Genomic DNA, 26,935 nt, shown 5'->3' with positions numbered 1-26,935 from the left:
ACTGCCCGGCACCGCCGGCCGCCCGGAAAACGCCCGGCCGTGACCCGGGACGGCCGCGAGGGGCGCCGCACGCGCGCGTGCGATGTCCGTGCGAGCCGACACAATGGTGGGCGTGAGTGACTCCCGCCTGCCCGCCCTGCCCGCCGCCGACCGCCCCGACGTCGCCGCCCGGCTCCGCGACGCCCTGCTCGGCGCCGCCTTCACCGCCGACGGACTGCTCGACCTGCTCGGCGCGCCCGCCTACGCGGCGCTGGCCCGCAGCGAGACCGTGCCCGCGCTGCGGGCCACGCGCGGGGACACGCCGCTGGAGATGCTCGTCCGGCTGTTCCTGCTGCAGCAGCCCGTGCCGCACGCCCGCGTGGCGGACGTCCTGCCCGTCGAGGCGTGCCTGGAGACCGGCTGGCTGGTGCGCGCCGGCGCGGACGAGGTCGCCGCGACCGTGGACGTACGGCCGTACGGCGGACTCGACGGGGAGGACTGGTTCATCGTGTCCGACCTGGGCTGCGCGGTGGGCGGCGCGGGCGGGATCGGCAGCCGCGAGGAGGGCGTCGTCCTCGGTGTCGGCGGCGCCTCCACCACCCTGGCGGGGATCACGGTCCGCACGCCCGTGGCGTCCGCGCTCGACCTCGGCACCGGCTCCGGCATCCAGGCGCTGCACGCCGGCCGGCACGCCACCCGCGTGACGGCCACGGACGTCAACCCGCGCGCCCTGCACATCACCGCCCTCACCCTCGCGCTGTCCGGCGCCCCGGCCGCCGACCTGCGGCAGGGCTCCCTGTTCGAGCCGCTGCGCGACGACGAGAGGTTCGACCTGATCGTGTCGAACCCGCCCTTCGTGATCTCTCCCGGCGCCCGGCTCACCTACCGCGACGGCGGCATGGGCGGGGACGATCTGTGCCGCACGGTCGTCCAGCAGGCGGGAGCGCGGCTGAACGAGGGCGGGTTCGCCCAGTTCCTCGCCAACTGGCAGCACGTCGAGGGGGAGGACTGGCAGGACAGGGTCAGGTCGTGGGTGCCGCGCGGCTGCGACGCCTGGATCGTGCAGCGCGAGGTGCAGGACGTCACGCAGTACGCCGAGCTGTGGCTCAGGGACGCCGGAGACCACCGTGTCGACCCGGCGGAGTACCAGGCGCGCTACGACGCCTGGCTGGAGGAGTTCGAGGCGCGCAAGGTCAGGGCCGTGGGCTTCGGCTGGATCACCCTGCGCAGGGCCGGGGCCGCCGTGCCCTCGGTCACCGTGGAGGAGTGGCCGCACCCGGTCGAGCAGCCGCTCGGCGACACGGTCCGGGCGCACTTCCGCCGGCTCGACTACCTGCGGGAGCACGACGACGCGGCACTGCTGGACGCGCACTTCCGGCTGGTGCGCGAGATCGTGCAGGAGCAGGTGGGGCTGCCCGGCGCCGAGGACCCCGAGCACGTCGTGCTGCGCCAGCAGCGCGGGATGCGCCGGGCCACCGCCGTGGACACCGTGGGCGCGGGCTTCGCCGGCGTCTGCGACGGCACGCTGAGCGCGGGCCGCATCCTCGACGCCATCGCACAGCTGATGGGTGAGGACCCGGTGGTGCTGCGCGACCGCACGCCCGCCCAGATCCGGCTCCTGGTCGAACAGGGATTTCTCGAGCCCGCCGAATGAACTGTTTTTCGGTCACGTCGGACACCCGCCGCGGCCACGGTGCGTGACCGCGGCGCGCGGCGCGTGACCGCGGTGCGCGGCCGGCCGGGCCGTCCGCCCGGAGTTCACCGGGCGTTGGCCCGGGTGTCGTCCGCGCGTGCCAGCCTCCCCGTCCGGGGTATCCGGAAGGTGGGAGGGGACGTAGATGGAGACGGGGCCGGCGATCTTCACCGGGTCGGTGTTCGCCCTGCTCGGAGCGGCGCTGCTGCTCTGGACGACGGTCCGGGTGCGGCATCGCCGGCCGGTCGCCGCCGGTGTGAACCGGACGGCGTCCGCGGCCCTCGCGGGCGGCACCGCCGTGGCGGCCCTGGCGGTCGGGACGTGGTGCTTCACCCGTCTGTGAGGACCGCCGCGGCGCCGCGGTCCCGGTAACCGGGACGTCACACTCCGCATCGCCGCGAAAGTGCTGGTGGACACTCCGGGCGGCAGGAAGGGCGGTAGTCGGGTTACCGTTCGAGTGGCCGTTGCGGGCTTTTCCCGTTTGACACGGGGGCGGGATGTACCGTCACACTCCGCAGCGTCAGCACGACCCGACCCCGGGAAAATCAAGGCCTGGGGAGATCCAGCGCCGACCGGAGAGAAGAGCGAAGTTGTCCCCGACCAGCGAGACCGCACAGGGCGGCCGCCGACTCGTCATCGTCGAGTCGCCTGCCAAGGCGAAGACGATCAAGGGCTACCTCGGCCCCGGCTACGTCGTCGAAGCGAGTGTCGGGCACATCCGCGACCTTCCGAACGGGGCCGCGGAGGTCCCGGAGAAGTACACCGGCGAGGTCCGGCGCCTCGGTGTGGACGTAGAACATGACTTCCAGCCGATCTATGTGATCAACGCGGACAAGAAGGCGCAGGTCAAGAAGCTCAAGGATCTGCTGAAGGACTCCGACGAGCTCTTCCTCGCCACCGATGAGGACCGCGAGGGCGAGGCCATCGCCTGGCACCTCCAGGAGGTGCTCAAGCCGAAGATCCCGGTCAAGCGCATGGTCTTCCACGAGATCACCAAGGACGCCATCCGCGAGGCCGTCGCCAACCCGCGCCAGCTCAACCAGCGCCTGGTCGACGCCCAGGAGACCCGGCGCATCCTCGACCGCCTCTACGGCTACGAGGTCTCGCCGGTGCTCTGGAAGAAGGTCATGCCGCGGCTGTCGGCCGGCCGCGTCCAGTCGGTCGCGACCCGGCTCGTGGTCGAGCGGGAGCGCGAGCGCATGGCGTTCCGCTCCGCCGAGTACTGGGACCTGACCGGCACCTTCTCCACCGGCCGGGCGGGTGACCCGTCCGACCCGTCGTCCCTGGTCGCACGGTTGCAGTCGGTCGACGGCCGGCGGGTCGCGCAGGGCCGCGACTTCGACTCCCTGGGGCAGCTGAAGACCGCGAACACCCTGCACCTGGACGAGGCGAACGCCCGCGCGCTCGCCGCCGCACTGGAGCACACCCGCTTCTCCGTGCGCTCCGTCGAGTCCAAGCCGTACCGCCGCTCGCCGTACGCCCCGTTCCGTACGACGACGCTGCAGCAGGAGGCGAGCCGCAAGCTCGGCTTCGGCGCCAAGGCGACCATGCAGATCGCCCAGAAGCTGTACGAGAACGGCTACATCACCTACATGCGTACGGACTCCACCACCCTGAGCGAGACGGCGATCTCCGCCGCGCGCGCCCAGGTCACGCAGCTGTACGGCGCCGACTACCTGCCGCCGCAGCCGCGGACGTACGCCGGGAAGGTGAAGAACGCCCAGGAGGCGCACGAGGCGATCCGCCCCTCGGGTGATCGTTTCCGCACCCCGGCCGAGACCGGGCTGACCGGCGACCAGTTCAAGCTCTACGAGCTGATCTGGAAGCGCACGGTCGCCTCCCAGATGAAGGACGCGACCGGGAACTCCGTCACGGTGCGCATCGCCGGCCGTTCGGCCGACGGCCGGGACGTCGAGTTCAGCGCGTCCGGCAAGACGATCACCTTCCACGGCTTCCTGAAGGCCTACGTCGAGGGCGCCGACGACCCGAACGCCGAGCTCGACGACCGCGAGCGCCGGCTGCCGCAGGTCTCCGAGGGCGACGCGCTGAGCGCCGAGGAGATCACCGCGGACGGGCACGCCACCAAGCCCCCGGCCCGCTACACCGAGGCGTCGCTGGTCAAGGAGCTCGAGGAGCGCGAGATCGGCCGGCCGTCGACGTACGCGTCGATCCTCGGCACCATCCTCGACCGCGGCTACGTGTTCAAGAAGGGCACCGCGCTGGTGCCGTCCTTCCTGTCCTTCGCCGTGGTCAACCTGCTGGAGAAGCACTTCGGGCGGCTCGTCGACTACGACTTCACCGCCCGGATGGAGGACGACCTCGACCGCATCGCGCGCGGCGAGGCGCAGGCCGTGCCGTGGCTCAAGCGGTTCTACTTCGGCGAGGGCACCCACAACGGCGGGGCGGCCGAGGCCGGCAACGGCGACGGGGACCACCTCGGCGGCCTCAAGGAGCTGGTGACCGACCTGGGCGCGATCGACGCCCGCGAGGTGTCCTCGTTCCCGGTCGGCAACGGCATCGTGCTGCGGGTGGGCCGCTACGGCCCGTACATCGAGCGCGGCGAGAAGGACACCGAGGAGCACCAGCGCGCCGACATCCCCGACGACCTGGCGCCCGACGAGCTGACCGTCGAACTCGCCGAGGAGCTGCTCGCCAAGCCGAGCGGCGACGTCGAGCTGGGCACCGACCCGGCGACCGGTCACACGATCGTCGCCAAGGCCGGCCGCTACGGCCCGTACGTCACCGAGGTCCTGCCCGAGGGCACCCCCAAGACGGGCAAGAACGCGGTCAAGCCGCGCACGGCGTCGCTGTTCAAGTCGATGTCGCTGGACACCGTCACCCTGGACGACGCGCTGCGGCTGATGTCACTGCCGCGGGTGGTGGGCACCGACCCCGAGGGCCAGGAGATCACCGCGCAGAACGGCCGGTACGGCCCGTACCTGAAGAAGGGCACGGACTCGCGCTCCCTGCAGTCCGAGGACCAGATCTTCACGATCACGCTGGAGGAGGCGCTGGCGATCTACGCCCAGCCCAAGCAGCGCGGTCGCGCCGCGGCCAAGCCGCCGCTGAAGGAACTGGGCGAGGACCCGGTCAGCGGCAGGCCGGTGGTGGTCAAGGACGGGCGCTTCGGGCCGTACGTCACCGACGGCGAGACCAACGCGACGCTGCGCTCCGGCGACAGCGTGGAGACGATCACACCGGAGCGCGGGTACGAGCTGCTCGCGGAGAAGCGCGCCAAGGGCCCGGCCAAGAAGACCGCGAAGAAGACCGCGGCCAAGAAGACGACGGCGAAGAAGACGGCGTCCACGGCGGCGAAGAAGACCGCCGCCAAGAAGACCGCCGCGAAGAAGACCACCACGGCCAAGAAGACGGCCGCCAAGAAGACGGCGTCCACCGCCGCGAAGAAGGCGGCGGCCTCGCAGGCCGCGGAGGACTGACCCGGCGCCCCGCGTGCGGACAGGGATCTTCACCGCTCGCACACCCCGGCACCACATCGGTGCCGGGGCGTGCGCACGTTCGGACGGTCACCACGCGCTGTCGGTACGTCCCGATAGGCTGACCGCATGACGCGAGCCGAGCAGCCAACGGCCCACACCCCGGCCCCCGACGACGCCCTGGTAGCGGATTCCCGTGAGCGCGCCGTCCGCGCCCTGCTGCGCCGTCCGCAGCTGAAACGGCTGTGGAGCGCCCATCTGGTGGGGGGCGTCGCGGACACCCTCGCGCTCCTCGTCCTGGTCCTGCTCGCCCTCCAGGCCGCGGTCGCCGAGGGCTCCCTCGGCGGCGGCTACCGGGGCGTGGCGCTGGCGGTGGCGACCGTGTTCGCGACGCGCATCCTGGCGACCGTGCTCTTCGGGGCGGTCCTGCTCGGCCCGCTCACCTCGCTGACCTCCCAGGAGGGCCCGCTCGACCGGCGCTGGACCATGGTCGGCGCGGACGGGGCGCGGGCCTTGCTGCTGCTCGTCGCACCGCTGTGGATCGACTGGACGCCCGGCCACGCCCTCGTCCTGCTCCTGGTCACCGTCTTCGTGACCGGGGTCGCCGAGCGCCTGTGGACGGTGTGCCGGGAGAGCGCGGCCCCCGCGCTGCTGCCCGCCCCGCCGCCCGAGGGCGCCACCGTCCGCCCGCTGCCCGACCACCTGGACGCCCTGCGCCGCCTGTCCCTGCGCACGACCTTCGCGGCCGTCCCGCTGGCCGCCGCCGCCCTGGTCCTCGCCTCGCTGCTCAACAACCTCCTGGGCACCGGCATCGCCTGGTTCGACCAGCACCAGGCGGCCCTCGGCGCCTATGTGGCCGCCGGGCTGTTCGCCGCCTCCCTGTCCGTGCTGACCCACCTGGAGCTGCCCGGCACCCGCACCCCCCGCGCGCGGTCGCCGCTCGAGGGGCTGCGCCGCCCCAGGACGGGCACCGGCGTCGACAACGGCCGCACCGGCGCCGTGCCGCTGCTCGTGCTCGCCTGCGCCTCGGTGGCCGGGGCGATCGCCGCCGCGGTCGCCGTCTGCGCGCTGCACGCCAAGGACCTCGGCGGCGGCCCGGTGCTCTACGGGCTGGCGGTGCTCGCCCTGACCGGCGGGGTCGTCGCCGGCATCCGTACGGCGCCGAAGGCGCTCGTGTCGCTGTCGCGGCGCCGCCTGCTGGCCCTGGCGATCGCCTTCACCGGCGTCGCCCTGCTCGCCGCCGGGCTCGTCCCGGACGTCACCACCGTCCTGCTGGTCCTCGCCCTGGCCGGAACCGGCGCGGGCGTGGCCGCCAACACCGGACACGCGCTGCTCGACCAGGAGGCCGAGGACTACCGCCGGCCCCGCATGACCGAGCACCTGCACGCGGTGGTGCGCGTCTTCGTGGCGCTCGGCGCCGTGCTCGCGCCGGTGGTCGCCGCCGGGATCGGCCCGCACCGACTGGAGAACGGCCGGTTCGTGTTCGCGCACGGCGGCGCCGCCTTCACGCTGATGCTGGTCGGCGCGCTGCTGCTGCCGGTGGCCGCGCTGGTGCTCGCCAAGGTCGACGACCGCTCCGGCGTCCCGCTGCGGCAGGACCTGGTGGACGCCCTGCGCGGCGGCGACGACCCGGTGACGGCACCCGCCTCCTCCGGCTTCTTCATCGCGCTGGAGGGCGGAGACGGGGCGGGCAAGTCCACCCAGGCCGAGGCCCTCGCCGACTGGATCAGGGCCAAGGGCCACGAGGTCGTCCTCACCCGCGAACCGGGCGCCACCCCGGTCGGCAAGCGGCTGCGGTCGATCCTGCTCGACGTGTCCTCCCAGGGGCTGTCGCACCGCGCGGAGGCACTGCTCTACGCCGCCGACCGCGCGGAGCACGTCGACACGGTCGTACGGCCCGCCCTGGAGCGCGGCGCGGTGGTGATCACCGACCGCTACATCGACTCCTCCGTCGCCTACCAGGGCGCCGGGCGGGACCTGTCCCCGACGGAGATCGCCCGCATCTCCCGGTGGGCGACGAACGGACTGGTGCCCCATCTGACGGTCCTGCTGGACGTCTCGCCGGAGACGGCCCGGGAGCGGTTCACGGAGGCGCCCGACCGGCTGGAGTCCGAGCCGGCCGAGTTCCACGCGCGCGTGCGCGCCGGATTCCTGACGCTGGCCGCCGCCGATCCCGGGCGCTACCTGGTGGTGGACGCCGGCCAGGAGGCCGAGGCCGTCACCACCGTCGTCCGGCACCGGCTGGACCAGATGCTCCCGCTGTCCGAGGCCGAGCTGAAGGCCCAGGAGGAGGCGCGCCGCAAGGCGGAGGAAGAGGCACGCCGCAAGGCCGAGGAGGAGGCGCGCAGGAAGGCCGAGGAGGAGCGCCTGGAGCGGGAGCGCCAGGAGCAGCTCGCCCGGCTGCGCGCCGAGGAGGAGGAGCGCAAGCGGCGCGAGCTGGAGGAGGCGCAGCGGCGCGAGGCCGAGCGGCAGGCGGAGGAGGCCCGGCAGCGCGCCGAGGAGGCCCGCCGCCGCGCCGAGGAGGAACAGGCCCGGCTGCTCGCCGAGGAGCGGGCCCGGGCCGAGGAGGAGGCGCGCAGGAAGGCCGAGGAGGAGCGGCGGCGCCGGCAGGCCGAGGAGGAGGCCCGGCTGCGGGCCGAGGCCGAGGAGCGGCGGCTGGAGAAGCAGCGCAAGGCGGAGGAGGCCCTGCTGCGGGCCGAGGAGGCCCGTCGGGCGGCGGAGCAGGCGGCCGCGGCCGCGCAGGCGGGCCCGCGCCGGCCGGAGGCTCCCGCGGCCGCGGCGGCACCGCCACAGGCTCCCGCGGCGGCGGTGCCGCCGGACGCGGTGACCGTGCCGACCCCCGTGGTGACGCCGACGAACGCGTCGGGCGGCCCGGTGGACGAGACGGCGGTCCTGCCGGCGGTGCCGGCGGTGCCCGCGGAGAACGCCTCCACGGACGCCTCCACGGACATCTCCACGGACGCCTCCCCGAGCGGCTCCCCGGGCGCCGCGCGCGCCGCCTCCGGGCGTGCCGCGTGGGCCGCGGGGGAGTCGGAGTCGGAGGTCACGGCCAAGCTGCCGAAGCCGCCCGCGCCCAGCGCCCCGGCGCCGGCCGCGGACGAGACGGCGGTGCTGCCGCCGGTGCCGCCCGCGGGTGCGGCCGACGAGACGGCGGTGCTGCCGCCGGTCGGTTCCGGTGAGGCGGCCGTCGACGACACGGCGGTGCTGCCCGCGGTCGCGGCGGACGCGAACCCGGCGGACCGGGTGCCGCCGGGCCTGTTCCGGGACGAGCGGCCGGCGGACACCGGGCGGTCCGGTGGCGCCGCCGGCGGGGGCGACGAACGTACGCGCGAGCTTCCCCAGGTCGAGGAGGGCGGCGCACGCCGGCGACCCCGGCCGGACTGGGCCGAGGAGACCCCCCTGGACGACCTGCCGACGCTCGCGGACGAACTGCTGGGACCGCACGAGGGGGACGACGAGGACTCCGGCGACGGCCGCGGGGACGGACAGGGCGGTGGCCGCGGTGGCCGCGGACGGGGCCGCAGGCGCTGACACGGGCCCTGCCCCGCCGGGACCGGGGGCCGCAGGCGCTGACGCCGGCCCCCGCCCCGCACGGCCCGCGCCGCGCCACGGCGCACACGGTCCATGCCCCGCACGGTCCACGCCCAGCACGGTCCATGTCGTCCGTGGCCCGCCGCCCGCCCCCCGTTGTCAGTGGCTCCCCGCACAATGGATCCGGCAGCAAGGACCGGCAGCAAGGACCGGCAGCAAGGAACAGGACGACGAAAGGGCGGCGTGACCCATGAGCGTGTGGGACGACCTCGTCGGGCAGGAGAAGGTCGGCGAGCAGCTGGCCGCCGCCGCCCGGGACGCCGACGCCCTGGTCACGGCGGCCTCCGGTGACGCTCCGCCGCCGGAGGCGTCGAAGATGACCCACGCCTGGCTGTTCACCGGACCGCCCGGAGCCGGGGTCACCCGGACGGCGCGGGCCTTCGCCGCCGCCCTGCAGTGCGTGAGCCCCGACCGCGCGCTGGGCGGCGCCCCCGGCTGCGGTTTCTGCGACGGCTGCCACACGGCACTGATCGGCACCCACGCCGACGTCACCACGGTCGCCGCCGTCGGCACGCAGATCCTCGCCGAGGACATGCGTGACACCGTCCGCAAGTCGTTCACCTCGCCCGCGAACGGCCGCTGGCAGGTGATCCTCGTCGAGGACGCCGAGCGGCTGAACGAGAAGTCCGCCAACGCCGTCCTCAAGGCGGTCGAGGAGCCCGCCCCGCGCACGGTCTGGCTGCTGTGCGCGCCCTCGATCGAGGACGTCCTGCCCACGATCCGCTCCCGCTGCCGGCACCTCAACCTGCGCACCCCGTCGGTGGCCGCCGTCGCCGACATGCTGGTGCGCCGCGAGGGCGTGGAACCCGACGTCGCGGCCGCCGCCGCCCGCGCCACGCAGGGCCACGTGGACCGGGCCCGCCGCCTGGCCACCGACCCGGCCGCGCGCGAGCGCCGCGCCACCGTGCTGAGGCTCCCGCTGCGGATCGACGAGATCGGCGGCTGCCTCAAGGCGGCCCAGGAGCTGGTCGACGCCGCCACGGAGGACGCCAAGGTGCTCGCCGAGGAACTCGACTCCAAGGAGACCGAGGAGCTGAAGGCCGCCCTGGGCGCGGCCCAGGGCGGCCGCCTGCCGCGCGGCACGGCGGGCGTGATGAAGGACCTGGAGGACAAGCAGAAGCGCCGCCGCACCCGCACCCAGCGCGACAGCCTCGACCTCGCCCTGACCGACCTCACCGGCCTGTACCGCGATGTGCTCGCCCTCCAGCTCGGCTCCCGTGTGGCGATCGCCAATGCCGACGCCGAGGACACCCTGGAGCGCCTCGCCCGCGGCAGCTCCCCGGAGTCCACCCTGCGCCGCATAGAGGCCATCGCCGCCTGCCGCGACGCCCTCGACCGCAACGTGGCGCCGCTCCTGGCGGTGGAGGCGATGACGATGGCGCTCAGAGCGGGCTGAGCGGGCTGAGCGGGCTGAGCGGGAGGAAGACGGGCAGTGCCCCGCCTCCGCCTCTGCCTCTGCCAGCCTCCGCCCCCGCGCACCGGCCCTCCCCTCACTCTTACGAGCCACGCTGTGCGCATACAGTGCCCCCGGGATCGCGGACGGTTACGCTCGTTCGATGCACATCAGGCGCGCCCTCCGCCCGGACGGTCGAGGTCCGGTTCTGTCCCGCACGGTCCGCAGGGCCGGTGTCCTCGCCGCGGCGGCGGCCCTGCTCGTCTCGGCCTGCTCCGCGGACGGCACCCGTCACAGGACCCCTCCGGCGGCGGACACGGTGCTGCCCGCGCTGCCGAAGGCCACTCCCTCGACCCTGGCGTCGTACTACGCGCAGAAGCTGACCTGGCGCGACTGCGGCGTCCCCGGCTTCCAGTGCGCCACCCTGAAGGCGCCGCTGGACTACGCGCGGCCCACCGGGGGCGACATCCGGCTGGCCGTGGCCCGCAAGAAGGCCACCGGCAAGGGCAAACCGCTCGGCTCGCTCCTGGTGAACCCGGGCGGGCCCGGCGGCTCGGCCATCGGCTACCTGCAGCAGTACGCCGCCACCGGCTACCCGGCCGAGATCCGTGCCCGTTACGACATGGTCGCGATGGACCCGCGCGGCGTCGCCCGCAGCGAGCCCGTCGAGTGCCTGGACGACCGGGACATGGACACCTACACGCAGACCGACGTGACACCCGACGACCACAAGGAGGTCGACGCGCTCGTCGGGGCGTACCGGAAGTTCGCGGAGGGCTGCGGAGCGCACGACCCCCGGCTGCTGCGGCACGTGTCCACCGTGGAGGCGGCCCGCGACATGGACCTCCTGCGGGCGGTGCTCGGCGACCGCCGGCTCACCTACGTCGGCGCCTCCTACGGCACGTTCCTGGGCGCCACCTACGCCGGGCTGTTCCCGGACCGGGTGGGGCGTCTGGTCCTGGACGGGGCACTGGACCCGTCCCTGCCCTCGCGTCAGGTCAACCTCGACCAGGCGGCGGGTTTCGAGACGGCGTTCACCGCCTTCGCGAGGGACTGCGTGCGGCAGAGCGACTGCCCGCTGGGCGGCCCGGGCACGACGCCGAGGCAGGCCGGCGACCGCCTCGCGGCCTTCTTCCGCCGGCTGGACGCCTCCCCCCTCTCCACCGGCGACCCGGACGGCCGCCGGCTCGGCGAGGCGCTGGCCACCACGGGCGTGATCGCGGCGATGTACGACCAGAGCGCCTGGCCGCAGCTGCGCGAGGCGCTGAACTCCGCGATGACCGGCAAGGACAAGGACGGCACCGCCCTCCTCGCCCTCTCCGACAGCTACTACGAGCGCGACTCCGAGGGCCACTACAGCAACCTGATGTTCGCCAACGCCGCCGTGAACTGCCTCGACCTCCCACCCGCCTTCACCGCCCCCGACCAGGTGGAGAAGTCCCTCCCCGCCTTCGAGAAGGCGTCCCCGGTCTTCGGCGAGGGGCTGGCCTGGTCGGCCCTGAACTGCGCGTACTGGCCCGTGGCCCCCACCGCCGCACCGCACCGCATCGAGGCGAAGGGCGCCGCGCCCATCGTGGTCGTCGGCACCACCCGCGACCCGGCGACCCCCTACCACTGGGCCCAGTCCCTGGCCCGCCAGCTCGCCTCCGGCCGCCTGCTCACCTACGACGGCGACGGCCACACCGCGTACGGCCGCGGCAGCCGCTGCATCGACTCCGCGATCGACGCCTACCTGCTCCGCGGCACCCCGCCGCCCCCGGGAAAGCGCTGCTCATAGCCCCTCCCCCCGCCCCCGCGGCGGCGCACCCGAACCGGGTACGAAGCACCCATCGAAACTGTGTAGACTTACCGACGTTGCCGATCGCACCATGGGTGCGGGCAACGCGCCGCTTTAGCTCAGATGGCCAGAGCAACGCACTCGTAATGCGTAGGTCTCGGGTTCGAATCCCGAAAGCGGCTCCACTGAAACCCCAGGTCAGGAATGCTCTGACCTGGGGTTTTCTCGTTCAGCGGGCGCGACGGCGCCGGCCGGGTCTGTTCGGCTCCGCGGTGTGGTGGGCCGGCACTTCAACTCCCCCTGTGCTACAACCCCTTCGCCCCGACGCGTGTCTCATGAGTGATCTCATGTTCGATCTTCGGGCCCGGACTCGCGGGCCTCTTCCCAGGGTGGGGGTCACAGCCTCGTGCTCAGACGCACGCTTCCGGCCGCGACCGCGTTGGCGGTCCTGGTCGGCTCGGTCGCTCTGTCGCTCGGTTCCGCGGGCACCGCGGCGGCGGACACCAGCGGCAGCATCCCGATCAACGACGGGGGCTTCCAGGACATCGTCGTGGACGGTGTCCACCGGCACACCTTCATCAGCGGTGACAACAAGATCGTCGTCACCGATTACGCCGGGAAGGTCGTGACCACGCTCGGCGGCCTGCCCAGGGTCACGCACATGACGCTGAGCCCGGACTCGGGCACGCTGTACGCCGCCGTCACCGACGCCGACAAGATCGTCGCCGTCGACACGGCGACGCTGCGGCAGACCGCGGAGTACCCGACCGGCACCGGCACCGACCCCTCCCGTGTCGCGGTCGCCGAGGGGCGGATCTGGTTCTCCTATGGGGACCAGTGGGACTCGGGTCTCGGAGCGGTCGACCTGACGGGCGACGCCCCGGCCGTGCACCTCGACCTCGCCGGCGGCTTCGACTGGTCCAGCCCGCCGATCCTGCTCACCTCGCCCAAGGTGCCCGGCACGCTGGTCGCCCTGGACGGCGGCATCAGCAACGCCCCGATCGTGCTGTACGACATCAGCAGCGGCACCCCGCAGATCCGTACCACCGCCGAGAAGGGCGGCTTCTACCACGACGCCGCGCTCACCCCGGACGGAACGGGCCTCGTGGTCGCCAAGCGCGGCGACCTCGGCCTGTCCGAGTACCGGCTCACCGACCTCACCGACATGCGCAGCTACCCCCTGCCGGAGGAGCCCGAGTCGGTCACCATCGCCCCGGACGGCACCGTCGCCGGCGCGCACCAGGACTTCGAGGACCGGGGCGAGACGTACGTCTTCGCCAAGGGCGCCGACCGGCCGGCCAGCGTGCGCAATCTGCAGCGGACCCTCACCTTCGACCGGCACACGCTCGCGTGGGCCCCCGACGGCAGCCGTCTGTTCGCCGTAGTAGACAACGGCGAGCGGCTCGCGCTGACGGTGGTGACCGAGCCCCGCAAGTACACCGGCACGCTGGCGGTCACCGCCCCGGCCAGTGCGCCACGGGCCAAGGCGCTGACCGTCTCCGGCTCGCTGAAGTCCACGCTGCCGCTGCCCGCCGGTACCCCGCTCACCGTCACCCGCACCGACTTGGCCTCGCCGTCCGGGAAGTCGCTGGGCACCAGGAAGCTCGGCGCCGGCGGCAAGTTCTCCTTCAGCGACACGCCCCCCGCCGGCGGCAAGGTCACGTACAAGGTGTCCTACGCGGGCGACGCGGACCACCTGCCGGCGTCCGCCTCGACCGCGGTGAACGTCTCGCGCGCCACCCCGGCCCTGACGCTCAACCACAACAAGAGCGTCTACGCCTACGGCACCGACGTCTCCTTCACCGCCCACCTGGGGACCACCTACACCAACCGCACGGTCGAACTGTGGGCCGACCCCTACGGCGGCGACAAGCCGAAGAAGCTCCTCAGGACCGGCAGGGTCAACTCCCACGGCGACCTCTCCGCGACCGTGGACATGACCCGCGACACCACCGTCACCGCGGTCTTCAAGGGCGACGCACGCTACGCGCCGAGGACGGTCAAGGTCGAGTCCTACGCCCGCGTCAGGATTGCGACGGCCGTCTCCAAGCACTACCGGACGGGCAGGATCGGCAAGACCGACTACCACTGGTTCCACAAGAACACCGCGCCGACGTTCACCACCACCATGACCTACTACAAGGGCCGCAAGCAGCGGTTCGAGGTGGAGGTCTACTACCAGGGCAAGTGGTACGACTCCGGCAGCGAGTACTTCGCGCTGGCCGCCAACGGCAAGTCCGCCGTCAGGCTCGCGGCACCCCGGGAGTCCGGCATCCGCGCCCGTGTGCGCTCCGCCTACATCAACGGCACCTCGGGCGACAGCGTGAACTCCACGACCTACGGGCCGTGGAAGTACATCTGCTTCACGAAGTAGCCCGTCCGCCGGAAGGCCGCTCCCGGGTGCGGGGCGGCCTTCCGGCGCGCACGGCGGGGCCGGGTCAGCCCTTCTTCTCGGTGCGGTAGCCGCCCAGTTCCTCGCTGCTCAGACAGCTGACCTGGGAGGGCAGTCCTCCGGCGTTACGCCACACGCCGTACCGGCTGCGGCTCTGGGTGCCGTGGTTGTACCAGCAGGTGACGGCGGCGCGGTACTGTCCGCTCCCGCCGGCGCAGTACACGTAGTAGCCGTTGGAGAGGGCGTGCGCGTCGCATCCGGTCGGGGCGGCCTGCGCGGTGGAGCCCATGCCCGCCATCCCGCCGGCCGCCAGCGCGACGACGGCCACCGCCCGTACCACGTGGGTCCAACTGCTGGTCATGCGTTCCCCTTCATCGAGCGCCGACGTACGCCGACCTGCGCCGACGTCCCCCGGCCGCGATCTGCGAGCCACCAGGCTGCGCCGGACGGGCCGGCCGCCGCGACCTTCCGCGCCACGATTCGAGCAGGTTCGACGGCACGACCGCGGGCCCGGGGCACGACAGCGGGCCCGGGACGCCCCCGTGGGCCGGCGGCCGGCCCCGGGGGCCCGGGGCTCAGCCCAGGACGCGTACGGGGGTGCCCGCCAGGTACGCCTCGGCGGCCTGCACGGCCTGCCCGTAGTAGCGCTCGTAGTTCGCCCGTGAGACATAGCCCAGGTGGGGGGTCGCCAGCAGGCGGGGCGCGGTGCGCATCGGGTGGCCGGCCGGGAGCGGTTCGGTGTCGAAGACGTCCACGGCCGCGCCGGCGATGCGTCCCTCGTGCAGGGCCGCCAGCAGGGCGTCCTGGTCGACGATCGCGGCGCGCGAGGTGTTGACCAGGTAGGCGGTGGGTTTCATCAGGGCGAGTTCCGGGGCGCCCAGCAGGCCGCGGGTCCGGTCGCCGAGGGCCAGGTGGACGGAGACGAAGTCGCTGGTCGCGAGGAGTTCCTCCTTGGACGCCGCCAGTTCGGCGCCGACCTCGTCGGCCCGCTCCCGCGTGAGGTTGCTGCTCCAGGCCGTCACGTGCATGCCGAAGGCCAGGCCCACCTGCGCGACCCGGCCGCCGATCTTGCCCAGACCGAGCAGGCCCAGCCGGCGGCCGTGCAGGTCGGCGCCCAGCGTGGACTGCCAGGGGCCGCCGGAGCGGAGCGCCTCGTTCTCGGTGACGATGCCCCGGGCCAGGCCGAGCAGCAGGGCCCAGGTGAGTTCGACGGGCGGGGTGGAGGAGCTCTCCGTGCCGCAGACGGTCACGCCGTTGGCCCGGGCCGCCGCGTAGTCGATCACCGAGTTGCGCATACCGGAGGCGACCAGCAGCTTCAGACGCGGCAGCCGGTCGAGCAGCGAGGCGGGGAAGGGCACGCGTTCGCGCAGGGTGACCACGATGTCGAAGTCCGCCAGCGCCGCGGCCAGTTCGTCCTCGGTGGTGTGGTGCCGGGTGAAGGACACCACCTCCACCCGGTCCTGGAGCGGCGACCAGTCGGCGACGGTGGTGGCGACGCCCTGGAAGTCGTCGAGTACGGCACAGCGCAGACGCATGGCGGTTTCTCCCCCTGAGGCACGGTGCGGCGGGTGGGCGGCGGGCGCCCCGGGCCGGGTGTCGATCTTCAGGGGTAGCGTACGAGGCGCCGCCGGGGAAGCTGCGGTCCTGCGGGGATCGGTCGGGCGGGCCGACGAGGCGTCGCCGGGAAGGCGCGGTCCGTGCGGTGGCCGGGCGCGGACGAGGCCCCGGTCGTTCACCTCTGCCGACCGGGACCCCTCGCGTTCCCGGACCAGGGCCGGCGGCGACACTCCCCCGAGTTGCGCGTCCTACGCGCGCACCGTCGGTCCGGATCCGATGGAATGATCACATCAGATCGGGCCAACGGATCGCTAACATGTGGCCAATGATTCGCCCGGTGGGTGCGGACCGGCCGCCGCCCGGCCGAGGGCGACGGGAAGCGCCCGCCGTCGAGGCACGGCCGTCGGCGGCCCCTTTGGAGGACGGTGGACGGCGTGACGCGGTACGGGCTGCGGTTCGGACTGCTGGGACCGCCCATCCTGTACGAGCCCGTCGCGCACGAGGAGTACGGCGCCGGCCGGCCGGCCCGCGGCGCCGACCAGGTCGGCCAGGCCCGCCGGGCCGGCCAGGCCGGCCAGGGCGACCGGACCGACGATGCCGGCCAGGCCCGTACGGCGGGCAGGCTCCTTCCCCGGCCCGCCGTCCGGCCCATCGGCAGCCCCAAGGTGCGCGCGCTGCTCGCGGCGCTGCTGCTGGAGGCCGGGCGCGTCGTCTCCGCCGAGGCGCTGGAGGAGGCGCTGTGGGACGGCGACCCGCCGGCCTCCGCGCGGGCCTCGCTGCACAACCACGTCACGCGGCTGCGCCGTCTGCTCGACGACCCCGGACGGCTGCGCACCGTACCGCCCGGCTATGTGCTGCGGGCCGAGCGGGGCGAGCTGGACCTCCATCTCTTCGAGGCCCGGTTCGCGCAGGCACGCGCGGCGCACGCCGGAGCGGACTGGGCGGCGGTGGTGCGCGCCTGCACGGCGGCGCTCACCCTGTGGCGCGGCACGCCGCTCAGCGGCCTGCCCACCGTCCCGGGCGGGTACGGCGTCGTCCAGCGGCTGGAGGAGGAGCGGCTGCTGCTCCTGGAGTGGCGCTACGACGCCGAGCTCGCCCTGGGTGGCAACCGGGCGGCCGGCCTCGTGCCCGAACTCGCGGCCCTGGCCGCCCAGCATCCACTGCGCGAGGCGTATCACCGGCAGCTGATGCTCGCCCTGCACCGCACCGGCCGCCGTTCCGAGGCCCTGGCCGTCCACCGCGACCTGCGCGCCCGTCTGGTCGGGGAACTGGGCGTCGAACCGGGGGCGGCTGTGCGCGAGGCGCACCTGGAGGTGCTCCGCGCTCCGGGCGACGGGCGCGGAGGGGCGCGGGAGGCCGGGGAGTCCGTGGAGGGCGGGGAGTCTCCGGAGGGTGGGGAGTCCACGGAGGTCGGGGAGTCAACCGAGGCCCGGGAGTCGCAGAGGTCGCAAGGAAAAGGGCCGCGGGGCTTTGACGGGCCGGGCGCGTCCGGTGGGCCACATGTGTCTGGTGTGCCGAAAGAATGCCGCGGGTCACACGAGTCGAGGGGTTCGCACGAGTCCGGTGGTTCGCACGAGTCCGGTGGTTCGCACGAGTCGGTCGGGCCGGGCGAGGGCCGTGGACCCGGCGAGCCCGAATCGCCTGCCGGGCGAGCCACCGGCGCCACCCCCGACACCCCCACCACCCCAGCCACCCACGCCCCACCACCACCCCGGCCCGCCCAACTCCCACCCCCGCCCGCTCACTTCACCGGGCGGGACGACGTGTCGCGCGCCGTGCGCCGGGAGCTGACCGGCCGGGGCGGCGAGGGAGCCCGCGTCGTCGTGGTCAGCGGTATGGCGGGCGTCGGCAAGAGCGCCCTGGCGCTCCAGGTGGCGCACGGGCTGCTGGAACGTTTCCCCGATGGTCAGCTCTACGTCAACCTGCACGGCGCCACCCCCGGGATGGAACCGCTCGGCCCCGCCCAGGCGCTGCGCTCCCTGCTGCGCGACCTGGGCGCCGACCCGCGGCACATCCCCGAACACCCCGACGACGCCGCCGCGTTGCTGCGCTCCCTGCTCGCGCCGACCCGCACGCTGCTGGTCCTGGACGACGCCGCGAGCGCCGCACAGGTACGGCCGCTGCTGCCGGCGGGGGCGGGCTGCGCGGTGATCGTCACCAGCCGTTCCCCGCTGGCCGCCCTCGACGGCGCCCGTCGCTTCCCGCTCGCGCCGCTGTCCGGGGAGGACAGCGCGGCGCTGCTGCGCGCGGTGTCCGGACGGGACGGCACGGAGGCGGGCGGCGGTGCGCCGGGCGCGTGGCACCCGCTCGTCGAACTCACCGGAGGGCTCCCGCTGGCCCTGCGCGTCGTCGCCGCCCGCCTGGCCGCCCGCAGCGCCCTCACCCCGGACGTGCTGGCCGGTCAACTGGCCGAGACCGGCAGCAGGTTGCGGCACCTGGAGTACGACGACCTGAGCGTGCGCCGCTCGCTGGCCGTGGCCCACGACGCGCTCGCCGCCTCCGACCGCGAGGCCGACCGGGACGCCGCGCTCGCCCTGTGCCGCATCGGCGCGCTCGACCTGCCCTCGTACGGCGCGCCGCTGCTCGCCCGCCTCACCGGCACCGGCGAGCCCCGTGCCGAGGCCGCCCTCGACCGCCTCGTCGACGTGGCCCTCCTGGAGGAGCCCGCCTACGGCCGGTACGCCCCGCACGACCTGGTACGGGACTTCGCCCGCGAGCTCGCGGACGCCGAGCCGGACGCCGAGCCGGACGCCCAGCCGGACGCCCAGCCCCCGGCCGTCTCCGCGCCCGCCGTCTCCGCGCCCGCCGTCTCCGCGCCCGCCGTCTCCGGGACCGCCGTCTCCGGGACCGCCGTCTCCGGGACCGCCGTCTCCGGGACCGCCGCCTCCCGCGACGGCGCCGATCCCGTCCAGGTGGCGCTGCGCTGGTACGCCGCCGTCTCGGACCGGTTGCTCACCGCCCTCCTCGAGCCGGGGCACGAGCGGGACGACCGGCGCCGGCCGACCGCGAGCCGGCCGCCCGGGCACCCCGACGACGTGCTCGGCGTGCCGCCCTTCGGCTCCGCCGAGGAAGCCTTCGCCTGGGCCGACGCGGAGCTGGAGAACGTCGTCGCCCTGGCGGAGCGGTACGGCGCCGAGGGCGCCGACGGGCACGCGGGCTCAGGCGGCGGCCACCCCGGCCGGGGACGGGCCGCCCACCTCTCCACGCTGCTGCGGCTGTTCTTCCCGTACGCCCAGCGCAGCGGGCGGGTGGCCGAGATGGAGGTGCTCGGGCGGGCCGCGCTCGACGTGGCGTGCCGGCTGGGCGACGAGGCGGCCGAGGCGTACGCGCTGGGCGATCTCGCCGGGCTGCACTTCCTGACCGGCCGGCACAGCGAGGCCCTCGCCCTCAACGACCGCTCCCTCGCGATCTGGCGGCGGCTCGGCGTCGCCTCGCGGGTCCGGCGCGGCCTGAACAACCGGGGCCTGCTGCTCGAAGGACTCGGCCGGTACGCCGAGTCGGGCGAGGCCCTGCGGCAGAGCCTGGCGTACTCCCGCCGGCTCAACGACCCCTACGGCGAGGCCGTCACCCACAGCCACCTGGGCAACCTCTACGAGCACACCGACCCCCGGGCCGCCATCGAGCAGCACCTGCGCTCGCTCGCCATCGGCGACGCGATCGGCGCGGTGATCGTGCAGCACACCGCGCACTGCAACATCGGGTACGCCCGTCTGACGCTCGGCGAACCGGCCGCCGCCGCACGGCACTTCGAGGAGAGCCTGCGCATCCTGGGCGGCCACGGCGACTGGCACGGGGAGTCGCAGACCCGGCTCGGTCTGGTCCGCGCGCTGCGCCGGCTGCACGACGTGGAACGGGCCCACCGCGAGTGCGCCGAACTGCTGCGCCGCGCCGACGCCCGCGCCGACCGCTACACCGGCGGCCTCGCCCGCCACCAGCAGGGGCTTCTGCTGCGCGAGCAGGGGCGCCCGGAGGAGGCGTACGCCCAGTGGCGGGCGGCGCTCGCCGCCCTGGACGGCACGGACGACAGGGCCGTCACCGGCGAACTGAGAAGGCTCCTCGCCGGGGCGCCGCCCGCCCCGGAGCCGGTGTGAGGCGGAACCCGCCCGTGCGTGCTCACTTGGCGTCGGCGTAGCACTCGACCACCGCCGTGGTGAACGGGAAGCGCACCGGGGTCTCGCCGAAGGTGAGCCGTCCCGCCAGCTCCGCCGCCTCCCGGATCGCCTCGACGACCGCGCCGGCCTCCTCCTCGGGGCAGTGCACGATCACCTCGTCGTGCTGGAAGAAGACCAGTTCGGCCGCCATGTCCCGGCAGGCCCGGCGCAGCGCGGCGAGCATCAGCAGGGCCCAGTCGGCGGCGCTGCCCTGGACGACGAAGTTGCGCGCGAAGCGGCCCCGGGCGCGGGCGTCGCCCGAGGCGTACCCGGGCATCCAGCCCTGTTCGGTGTCGTCGGGGGAGTCCGGGTGCCCGGACGGTCCGGCGCGTCCGCCCCGGCCGCCCGACCCGCCCCACCCGCCCCGTCCGGGCGGCTCGGCCGGGTCGTCCTGGGGGAGTCCCGCCTCTCCGGTCGCGTCCTCGTCCGCCTCCGTGGCCGCGGAGGCGGGCGGCGGGCAGGTCCGGCCGAGCCAGGTCCGCACCAGCCGCCCTTCCTCACCGGCCCGTGCCGCCTCGTCGACATGGGCCACGGCCTTGGGGAAGCGGCGTCTGAGGGCGGCCAGGTTCTTCAGGCCGTCGCCCGAGGTCTGGCCGTAGACCGCGCCGAGCACCGCGAGCTTGGCCTGCGCACGGTCGCCGGAGAAGGCGCGGTCGGAGACGGCCTGGTACAGATCGCTCTCCCGGCCGGCGACCTCCATCAGACCCGGGTCGCGGGAGATCGCCGCCAGCACCCTCGGCTCCATCTGGTCGGCGTCGGCGACGACCAGCCGCCACCCGGGATCGGCGACGACGGCCCGGCGGATGACCTTGGGGATCTGCAGGGCGCCACCGCCGTGGGTCACCCAGCGGCCGGTCACCGTCCCGCCGGCGAGGAACTCCGGCCGGAACCGTCCCTCCCGCACCCAGTCCTGCAGCCACGACCAGCCGTGGGCGACCCAGATCCGGTACAGCCGCTTGTACTCCAGCAGCGGCGCCACCGCCGGGTGGTCCACGGAGCGGATCTCCCACCGCCGGGTGGACCTGACCTTGATCCCCGCCCGGGCGAACGCCTTGATCACCTCGGCGGGCAGGTCCGGCCGCACCCGGCGCCCGAAGGCCGCGGAGACCTCGTCGGCGAGCTCGGCCAGGCGGCGCGGCTCGCCACCGCCCGCGTACCGCTCGCCGAGCAGTTCGCGCAGCACCTCCCGGTGCACCTGCGCGCTCCACGGCAGGCCCGCGCGGTTCATCTCGGCGGCCACCAGCATGCCCGCGGACTCGGCGGCGGTCAGCAGGCGCATCCGGTCCGGGTGCGTGGTCCGGTCGTGCCGCCGCTGCTGCTCGGCGTAGACCGCGAGCAGGTCCTCCAGCGGCGGACGTGCCACCGGCGGTTCGAAGAGCGGGGACTGTGCGCCCGGTGCGGCGGACCGCTGCGGCGGGTCGGGCGGCACGGGACCGCCGCGCAGCCGCGCCAGGGCGGCGGCCGCCGAGCGGGGCTCCCCGTGCCGCCCCTCATGCCCGAGCAGGAGCGTCTCGGCGTCCTCGATGTCGTAGCACCGCTCCACTCGCACCCCCGCGGCGAGCAGACGCGGATAGACCTCCTGGGTGGCGCGCCACACCCAGCGCGTGACGTCCGGCCGCGTGCGTACGGCCGCGACGAGGTCCGGCTCCCGGCGCACCGGCCCGGCGGGCAGCCCGCCGGGACCGAGGGGGGCGACCTCCGCGCCACCGTCCTCGGTCGGAGCCAGAGCCCATCGGCCGGTCATGCCGCGAGTGTCGCAGGCACCGCTGACAACGGCCCCGGCCTGCGGATTCAGGGGGACGGAGAGGTGAGCAGCCGGACGGACCGGACGGAGACCGGACGGAGACCGGACGGACCGGACGGAGACCGGACGGAGACCGGACGGAGACCGGACGGAGAGGAGGGCAGCCGGAGCGGCCCCTACGCCTGCTCGCCGTCCTGCCGGGGTGCGCGGCGGGATTCCGGCTGCTCCTCCTGCTGCCGCTGCTCCTCCGGCTCGCGGTCCTTCAGCAGTTCCGCGAGCGCCGCCGCGACGTACTCCTCGGTGCGCGCCTTGTCCAGGCCGAGACCGCTGAGCAGGCCCTCGCCGTTCTCCAGCTCCAGCAGGGCCAGCAGGATGTGCTCGGTGCCGATGTAGTTGTGGCCGAGGCGCAGGGCCTCGCGGAAGGTGAGTTCCAGGGCCTTCTTGGCGGCCGGGCCGTACGGGACCAGCTCGGGCGCGTCGGGGGAGGCCGGCGGCAGCGCGGCGGTCGCGGCCTCGCGGACCGCGTCCAGGGAGAGGCCCTGGCCGGTGATGGCCCGGGCGGCCAGGGCCTCCGGCTCGGTGAGCAGGCCGAGCACGAGGTGCGCGGGCAGTCCCTCGGGGCTGCGGGCCGCCTGGGCCGCCTCGTGGGCGGCCATGACGACCTTGCGGGCGCGCGGGGTGTAGCGGCTGAAGCCCCCGCTGGGGTCGGGATCGGCGGACTCCTTCGGCACGAACCGCTTCTGCGCGGCCTGCCGGGTGACGCCCATGCTCCTGCCGATGTCGGTCCAGGAGGCGCCGGAGCGCCGGGCCTGGTCGACGAAGTGCCCGATGAGGTGGTCGGCGACCTCGCCGAGGTGCTCGGCGGCGAGTACGGCGTCCTGGAGCTGGTCGAGGGGTTCCTGATGGACCTTCTTGATGGCCGAGATGAGGTCGTCCAGACGGACGGTCGGCCGCATGGAGGGGTTCGTCATGTGTCAACCGTAGGTTGACGCCGGGCTTGCCGTCAACCGTGGGTTGACAGTTGAGGGTGGCCGGTCCGTCCGTCCTCGCCGTCCGTTCCCCGCCGTCCGCCCCCGCCGTCGGCTACCGCTCGCCCTCCGCCCGGTCCCTGTCGCCCGGGCTCTGTCCGGCCTTCCGGCCCGTCCATCGCCCTACCGCCCGTTGTCCACAGGCTGTGGACAGTGCGCTCGACCCGCGCCCGCCCGGTTGTCGTACCCCCGTGGCACGATCGGCGTGTGAGCACCCCGACCACCGTCGACCGCGCCTTCCGCGCCGCCCTCGGCACCACCGCCGACGAGGACCTGGACGCGGCGGCCTCGCTGCTGGCCGCGGACCCGGCGGCCGACGCCGAACTCGCCCGGCGCGGCGAGGAGTTCGTCGCGGCGGCCTGGCGGCGCGGCTGGCAGCCCGCCGACGTCGTGCGGATCGTGCGGCGGGAGCTCGACGACACGCACGTACGGCTGGCGGCCGCGCTCGTCCGGGCGCAGGCCGGGCGCGACCGGCCGCGCGGACCCCGCTGGACCGCCCAGCTCGCCGCACTGCCCGCGGGGGAGCCGCCCCGCACCGACCGCTTCTCGTACGCCACCGCCGTCCTGGAGCTCTACCGCCTGCTGCTGCGCCTGCCCGCCCTGGAGCCCCTCGACGAGTACGGCGGCGGCGAGGGAAGGCCGGGCGGGGCGCACGGGCGTACGGCCGACGCGGCCGGGTCCCGCATGCTCGCCCGGATCCGCGCGCTGCTCGCCAAGGCCGAGGCGACCGGCTACCCGGAGGAGGCGGAGGCGCTGAGCGCCAAGGCGCAGGAGCTGATGGCCCGGCACAGCATCGACGAGGCGCTGCTCGCCGCCCATGCGCCCTCGCCCGACGCGCCGAGCGCCTGCCGGATCGGCGTCGAGCCGCCGTACGAGCAGGCCAAGGCCGTGCTGCTGGACGCCGTCGCCGACGCGAACCACTGCCGGGCCGTGTGGAACGAACCCTTCGGCTTCTCCACCGTCGTCGGTTTCGAGGCCGACCTCGACGCGGTCGAACTTCTCTACACCTCGCTGCTCGTGCAGGCCACCGCCGCGATGACCCGGGCGGAGGCCGCCCAGCGCGCGGGCGGGCGCAGACGCACCAAGACCTTCCGGCAGTCCTTCCTCGCCGCCTACGCCCACCGCATCGGCACCCGCCTCGCCACCGCCGCCCGGGCCCAGGTCACCGACGACCTGCTGCCCGTCCTGGCGAGCCGGGACGTCGCGGTGAGCGACCGGCTCGAGCGCATGTTCCCGGAGACCACCACGACCCGGCTGCGCGGGGTGAGCGACGCGGCGGGCTGGACGGAGGGCGCCCGCGCGGCGGACCGGGCTCGGGTCGGGCCCCGTCCCCAGGAGACGCGTCCCCCACGCCCCCCACTGCGCTGACGCACGCCGCCCGCCTCGGGTGAGTGCCCGCCGGACGGGCGTCGGTCCCGGGATGGCGGTGGTCCGGCCGGCCAGGTGCCGGCCCCGAAGACGGGCGGCCCCAGGGCGGGCGACCCGGAAGACGGTCGGCCCCGAAGACGGGCGGCCCGGAAGACGGGCGGCCCAGGGACGGGCAGCCTCGGGATGGTCGGCCCGGGACGGGTGGCTCCGGAGACGGTCGGCCCCGGAGACGGTCGGGCCCAGGACGGGCGGCGGGGGTGCCGCGTCAGTCTCCAGCCTGCTGGAACGCCGTCACCGACGCGTCCGGGTCGGTGACGGCCTGCTTGCCCCGTACCGGTCCGTAGGACCACTTGAAGCTCTGGGCGTCGGCCGTGCCCGGCAGGGCGATCTTCAGCGACGAGGCGCGCAGGCTCTTGGCGTCGCCCTCCTCGCCCCGCACATAGGTGAGGGTGAAGGACGCGGTGTCGTCCTTGGCCAGGGTCAGCTTCTGCGGCCGGCCGGCCTTGTCCGCCGGTACGGTCGCGGAGGTGCTCCCGGCGGACAGGACGATGCCCGGGAAGCCCTCCAGGGTGCACTTGGCACCCCGGTTGGTGAGGGTGACGGGCACGTTGCCGGTGTCCCCGGCGGCGGGGGCCTCGTTGGCGGGGCCGACCTGCAGCCCGACCTGGCCGATCCGGCAGGCCGTGCCGTCGGTGTTCTTGCTGCCGGTGTCGGGGCCGCTGCTGCTTCCGCCGCCGCTGTCGCACGCGGTGAGGAGAAGGGCCGCGGCGAGAGCGGTGACGGTGATCGGAATGGCGCGCATGAGGTGGTTCCTTGGGTCGTGACGATGCTCAAGGATCATCACGTACGAGCGTGCGGCACGGTTGCCCGCCCCGCCACCGGCCTTGGTGAACGTCAGGAGCCGATACTCGCCGTGGGGAGACCCGAGGGTAGCGCCGGCCCCTCGGACCGGGTGTACGACTCCTGCCCAAGATCACCCTTCCAGGTAACGCGCAGCGTCGTCCTGTTGACAGAGTCCACCGTGCCCTCGGCGCGCGCCCCGCACTTCTGCGCGTCGAGCCGGATCACCTGCCCGCCGGCCGCCCCGGAGACGGTTCCCGAGCAGGTGGTCCGGTCGGTGGAGAACAGCGCCGCCCGGCTGCCGTGGAGGATCAGCACCACGGCCCGGCCGCCGCTGGTCGTCAGCCAACTGCCGTCCAGCTCGCCCGCCTTGGCCGTCGTACCGCCGCTCGCGCCGCCGCTCTTGCCGTCGCCGCCCGTGCCGCCACCGGTGTCCGCGGTCCTGGTCGCGCGGGATGCGGCCGGGCCGTCGTCCCCGGAGCCGCCGCTGTCGCACGCGGTCAGCGCCAGCGCGCCGAGCAGACCCGCCGCCGCGATGCGCACCGCCCCGGCCGTCGTGGCCGCCCTCGTCGTCCTGGTCACTGCGTGCCCCCAAGCTTGAACCGGTCGGCCGCCCGGCGGCCGGTACGACCGCAGCAAGCTACCAACTGCCGGGCCCGCCCCCATAGTGGTAGGGAAATTCCTACGGTTGACACGTAGGGAAACTCCTACCTATTGTCCTTCCCATGAACATCACTCACGCCTCGTTCGTCACCCTCCCCGTCACCGACCAGGACCGGGCCCTGCGCTTCTACCAGGACGTCCTCGGTTTTGACGTCGTCGTGGACCGGGAGATGCCCCAGGGCCGGTGGCTCCAGGTCGCCCCCGCGGGCGCGCAGACCGTGTTCACGCTGTCCGGCCCGGGCATGGGGGATTTCGTGCCCGGCTCCGCCCGCGGGATCATGTTGGTCACCACCGATGTCGACGCCGACTGCGCGCGGCTCGCGCGGGCGGGGGTGTCCGTGCAGGGGCCGGACGACCTCCCCTGGGGGCGGATGGCCGCCTTCCGCGACCCCGACGGCAACGGCCTGATGCTCCTGACGGAGAAGGAAGGCTTCTGACGGCCTGATGAACGGGACGGGAACCGCCGCCGAGGACCGCGTCTTCGCCGCGCTCGCCAACGCCACGCGCCGTGAGGTGCTGCGACTGCTGCGGGAGGACGGCCCCCAGCCCGTCCAGGCCCTGGCCGACCACTTCGCGATGCGCCGCCCCAGCCTCTCGGAACACCTCAAGGTGCTCCGGGAGGCCGGTCTCGTCTCCGAGCAGCGCTCCGGCCGGCAGCGCATCTACCGTCTGGAGGCGGCCCCGCTCGCCGAGGTGCAGGACTGGCTGCACCCGTACGAGCGGTTCTGGCGCGACCGCATGAAGGACCTCGGCGATCTGCTCGACCGCATGCCCGACGATGACCGCCCATGACCACTCCGCCCGACCCCCACGACACCTCCGCGTCCGACGACCTCACCACCATCCGGGTCGACCGGTTCTACCCCCACCCGCCCGCCAAGGTCTGGCGTGCCCTCACCGAGCCCGCGCTGCTCGCGCAGTGGCAGATGGAGGGGGCGGACGGCTTCCGGCTGGAGGTCGGCCACCGCTACCGGATGACCTCGGTCCCGCGGCCCAACACGAACTTCTCCGGGGCCGTCGACGTCGAGGTGCTTGCCTACGAGGCCGGGCGGACGCTGTCCGTCCGCTGGGCCGACGCCGATCCGGCCGGCACCGTCCACTGGACCCTCACATGGACGCTGGAACAGGAAGGCCGCGGTACGCGTCTCTTCCTTGTGCACGAGGGATTCGATCCGGACGACCCCGCCCAGATGATGGCACGCAGAATCATGGACGGGGGCTGGCGCTCGCATGTGCTGCGGGCTCTGGGGCAGGCGCTGGAACGGCTCCCGTGAGGCCGCGGCCGGGGGGACGGCCGCGTACGAGGGACGGCCGCGGTCGCGGGA

The 26,935-nt window shown here is 74.5% G+C and carries 18 protein-coding genes and 1 tRNA gene; 13 read left to right on the top strand and 6 right to left on the bottom strand.

What is annotated here, in order from left to right; genetic code table 11:
• Positions 1-103 precede the first annotated feature (103 nt).
• The 8 genes from ACI2LW_RS08950 to ACI2LW_RS08915 all read left to right on the top strand — a co-directional run bounded on the left by ACI2LW_RS08950 (position 104) and on the right by ACI2LW_RS08915 (position 14,241).
• A complete protein-coding gene (locus ACI2LW_RS08950; RefSeq protein ID WP_404730603.1) occupies positions 104-1,633 on the top strand; it encodes a methyltransferase in 1,530 nt (509 codons plus the stop codon).
• A gap of 184 nt (positions 1,634-1,817) precedes the next feature.
• Positions 1,818-2,015 (top strand): hypothetical protein, encoded by a 198-nt coding sequence (locus ACI2LW_RS08945; protein WP_404730495.1) that lies wholly within the window; start codon positions 1,818-1,820, stop codon positions 2,013-2,015.
• A gap of 247 nt (positions 2,016-2,262) precedes the next feature.
• Positions 2,263-5,109: a type I DNA topoisomerase gene (gene topA / locus ACI2LW_RS08940; protein ID WP_404730494.1), complete on the top strand. Its 2,847-nt coding sequence runs from the start codon at positions 2,263-2,265 to the stop codon at positions 5,107-5,109.
• A 126-nt stretch (positions 5,110-5,235) separates the two neighbouring features.
• Positions 5,236-8,637, top strand: coding sequence for a dTMP kinase (tmk, locus tag ACI2LW_RS08935; RefSeq protein ID WP_404730493.1), 3,402 nt, complete (start codon positions 5,236-5,238; stop codon positions 8,635-8,637).
• 250 nt (positions 8,638-8,887) lie between these two features.
• Positions 8,888-10,093 carry a DNA polymerase III subunit delta' gene (locus ACI2LW_RS08930; RefSeq protein ID WP_404730492.1) on the top strand — a complete coding sequence of 402 codons (1,206 nt, stop codon included), beginning with the start codon at positions 8,888-8,890 and terminating at the stop codon, positions 10,091-10,093.
• 160 nt (positions 10,094-10,253) lie between these two features.
• Positions 10,254-11,867 carry an alpha/beta hydrolase gene (locus tag ACI2LW_RS08925; RefSeq protein WP_404730491.1) on the top strand — a complete coding sequence of 538 codons (1,614 nt, stop codon included), beginning with the start codon at positions 10,254-10,256 and terminating at the stop codon, positions 11,865-11,867.
• Between the two features lie 108 nt (positions 11,868-11,975).
• Positions 11,976-12,052: transfer RNA gene (locus ACI2LW_RS08920), tRNA-Thr, on the top strand.
• Positions 12,053-12,273: 221 nt separating this feature from the next.
• Entirely contained in the window at positions 12,274-14,241 is a 1,968-nt protein-coding gene (locus tag ACI2LW_RS08915; RefSeq protein WP_404730490.1) for a YncE family protein, read from the top strand.
• Positions 14,242-14,305: 64 nt separating this feature from the next.
• Here the strand turns inward: ACI2LW_RS08915 and ACI2LW_RS08910 are convergent, their stop codons facing one another.
• A complete protein-coding gene (locus ACI2LW_RS08910) occupies positions 14,306-14,620 on the bottom strand; it encodes a hypothetical protein (protein WP_404730489.1) in 315 nt (104 codons plus the stop codon).
• Between the two features lie 214 nt (positions 14,621-14,834).
• Positions 14,835-15,794, bottom strand: a complete 960-nt coding sequence (locus tag ACI2LW_RS08905) for a D-2-hydroxyacid dehydrogenase family protein (protein ID WP_404730488.1) — start codon at positions 15,792-15,794, stop codon at positions 14,835-14,837.
• Positions 15,795-16,250: 456 nt separating this feature from the next.
• Between ACI2LW_RS08905 and ACI2LW_RS08900 the strand changes: the two genes are divergently transcribed.
• Entirely contained in the window at positions 16,251-19,907 is a 3,657-nt protein-coding gene (locus tag ACI2LW_RS08900; protein ID WP_404730487.1) for a BTAD domain-containing putative transcriptional regulator, read from the top strand.
• Positions 19,908-19,929: 22 nt separating this feature from the next.
• Here the strand turns inward: ACI2LW_RS08900 and ACI2LW_RS08895 are convergent, their stop codons facing one another.
• Both ACI2LW_RS08895 and ACI2LW_RS08890 read right to left on the bottom strand, forming a co-directional pair.
• Positions 19,930-21,711 carry a bifunctional 3'-5' exonuclease/DNA polymerase gene (locus ACI2LW_RS08895; protein ID WP_404730486.1) on the bottom strand — a complete coding sequence of 594 codons (1,782 nt, stop codon included), beginning with the start codon at positions 21,709-21,711 and terminating at the stop codon, positions 19,930-19,932.
• Between the two features lie 176 nt (positions 21,712-21,887).
• Positions 21,888-22,682 carry a Clp protease N-terminal domain-containing protein gene (locus tag ACI2LW_RS08890; protein ID WP_404730485.1) on the bottom strand — a complete coding sequence of 265 codons (795 nt, stop codon included), beginning with the start codon at positions 22,680-22,682 and terminating at the stop codon, positions 21,888-21,890.
• Between the two features lie 264 nt (positions 22,683-22,946).
• On the opposite strand from ACI2LW_RS08890, the gene ACI2LW_RS08885 reads away from it, so the two are divergent.
• Entirely contained in the window at positions 22,947-24,107 is a 1,161-nt protein-coding gene (locus tag ACI2LW_RS08885) for a DUF2786 domain-containing protein (RefSeq protein ID WP_404730484.1), read from the top strand.
• A gap of 265 nt (positions 24,108-24,372) precedes the next feature.
• Here ACI2LW_RS08885 and ACI2LW_RS08880 read toward each other — a convergent pair whose 3' ends face one another.
• Entirely contained in the window at positions 24,373-24,909 is a 537-nt protein-coding gene (locus tag ACI2LW_RS08880) for a DUF4232 domain-containing protein (protein ID WP_404730483.1), read from the bottom strand.
• A gap of 92 nt (positions 24,910-25,001) precedes the next feature.
• Positions 25,002-25,529 carry a hypothetical protein gene (locus tag ACI2LW_RS08875; RefSeq protein ID WP_404730482.1) on the bottom strand — a complete coding sequence of 176 codons (528 nt, stop codon included), beginning with the start codon at positions 25,527-25,529 and terminating at the stop codon, positions 25,002-25,004.
• A 143-nt stretch (positions 25,530-25,672) separates the two neighbouring features.
• Here ACI2LW_RS08875 and ACI2LW_RS08870 point away from each other — a divergent pair, with 143 nt between their 5' ends.
• From ACI2LW_RS08870 to ACI2LW_RS08860, 3 genes are read left to right on the top strand one after another with little or no spacing between them, the layout of a single operon-like run.
• Positions 25,673-26,047, top strand: a complete 375-nt coding sequence (locus ACI2LW_RS08870; protein ID WP_404730481.1) for a VOC family protein — start codon at positions 25,673-25,675, stop codon at positions 26,045-26,047.
• 7 nt (positions 26,048-26,054) lie between these two features.
• Positions 26,055-26,402, top strand: a complete 348-nt coding sequence (locus ACI2LW_RS08865) for an ArsR/SmtB family transcription factor (RefSeq protein ID WP_404730480.1) — start codon at positions 26,055-26,057, stop codon at positions 26,400-26,402.
• Positions 26,399-26,884, top strand: a complete 486-nt coding sequence (locus ACI2LW_RS08860; protein WP_404730479.1) for an SRPBCC domain-containing protein — start codon at positions 26,399-26,401, stop codon at positions 26,882-26,884. The genes ACI2LW_RS08865 and ACI2LW_RS08860 overlap by 4 nt, the downstream gene beginning before the upstream one ends.
• Positions 26,885-26,935: the final 51 nt, after the last annotated feature.

This window comes from Streptomyces sp. NPDC004065 (assembly GCF_044903565.1).
In the GTDB taxonomy this organism is placed as follows: domain Bacteria; phylum Actinomycetota; class Actinomycetes; order Streptomycetales; family Streptomycetaceae; genus Streptomyces.
Note: the sequence above shows the minus strand (reverse complement) of the source record. Positions and strands in the feature narration are given on the sequence as shown.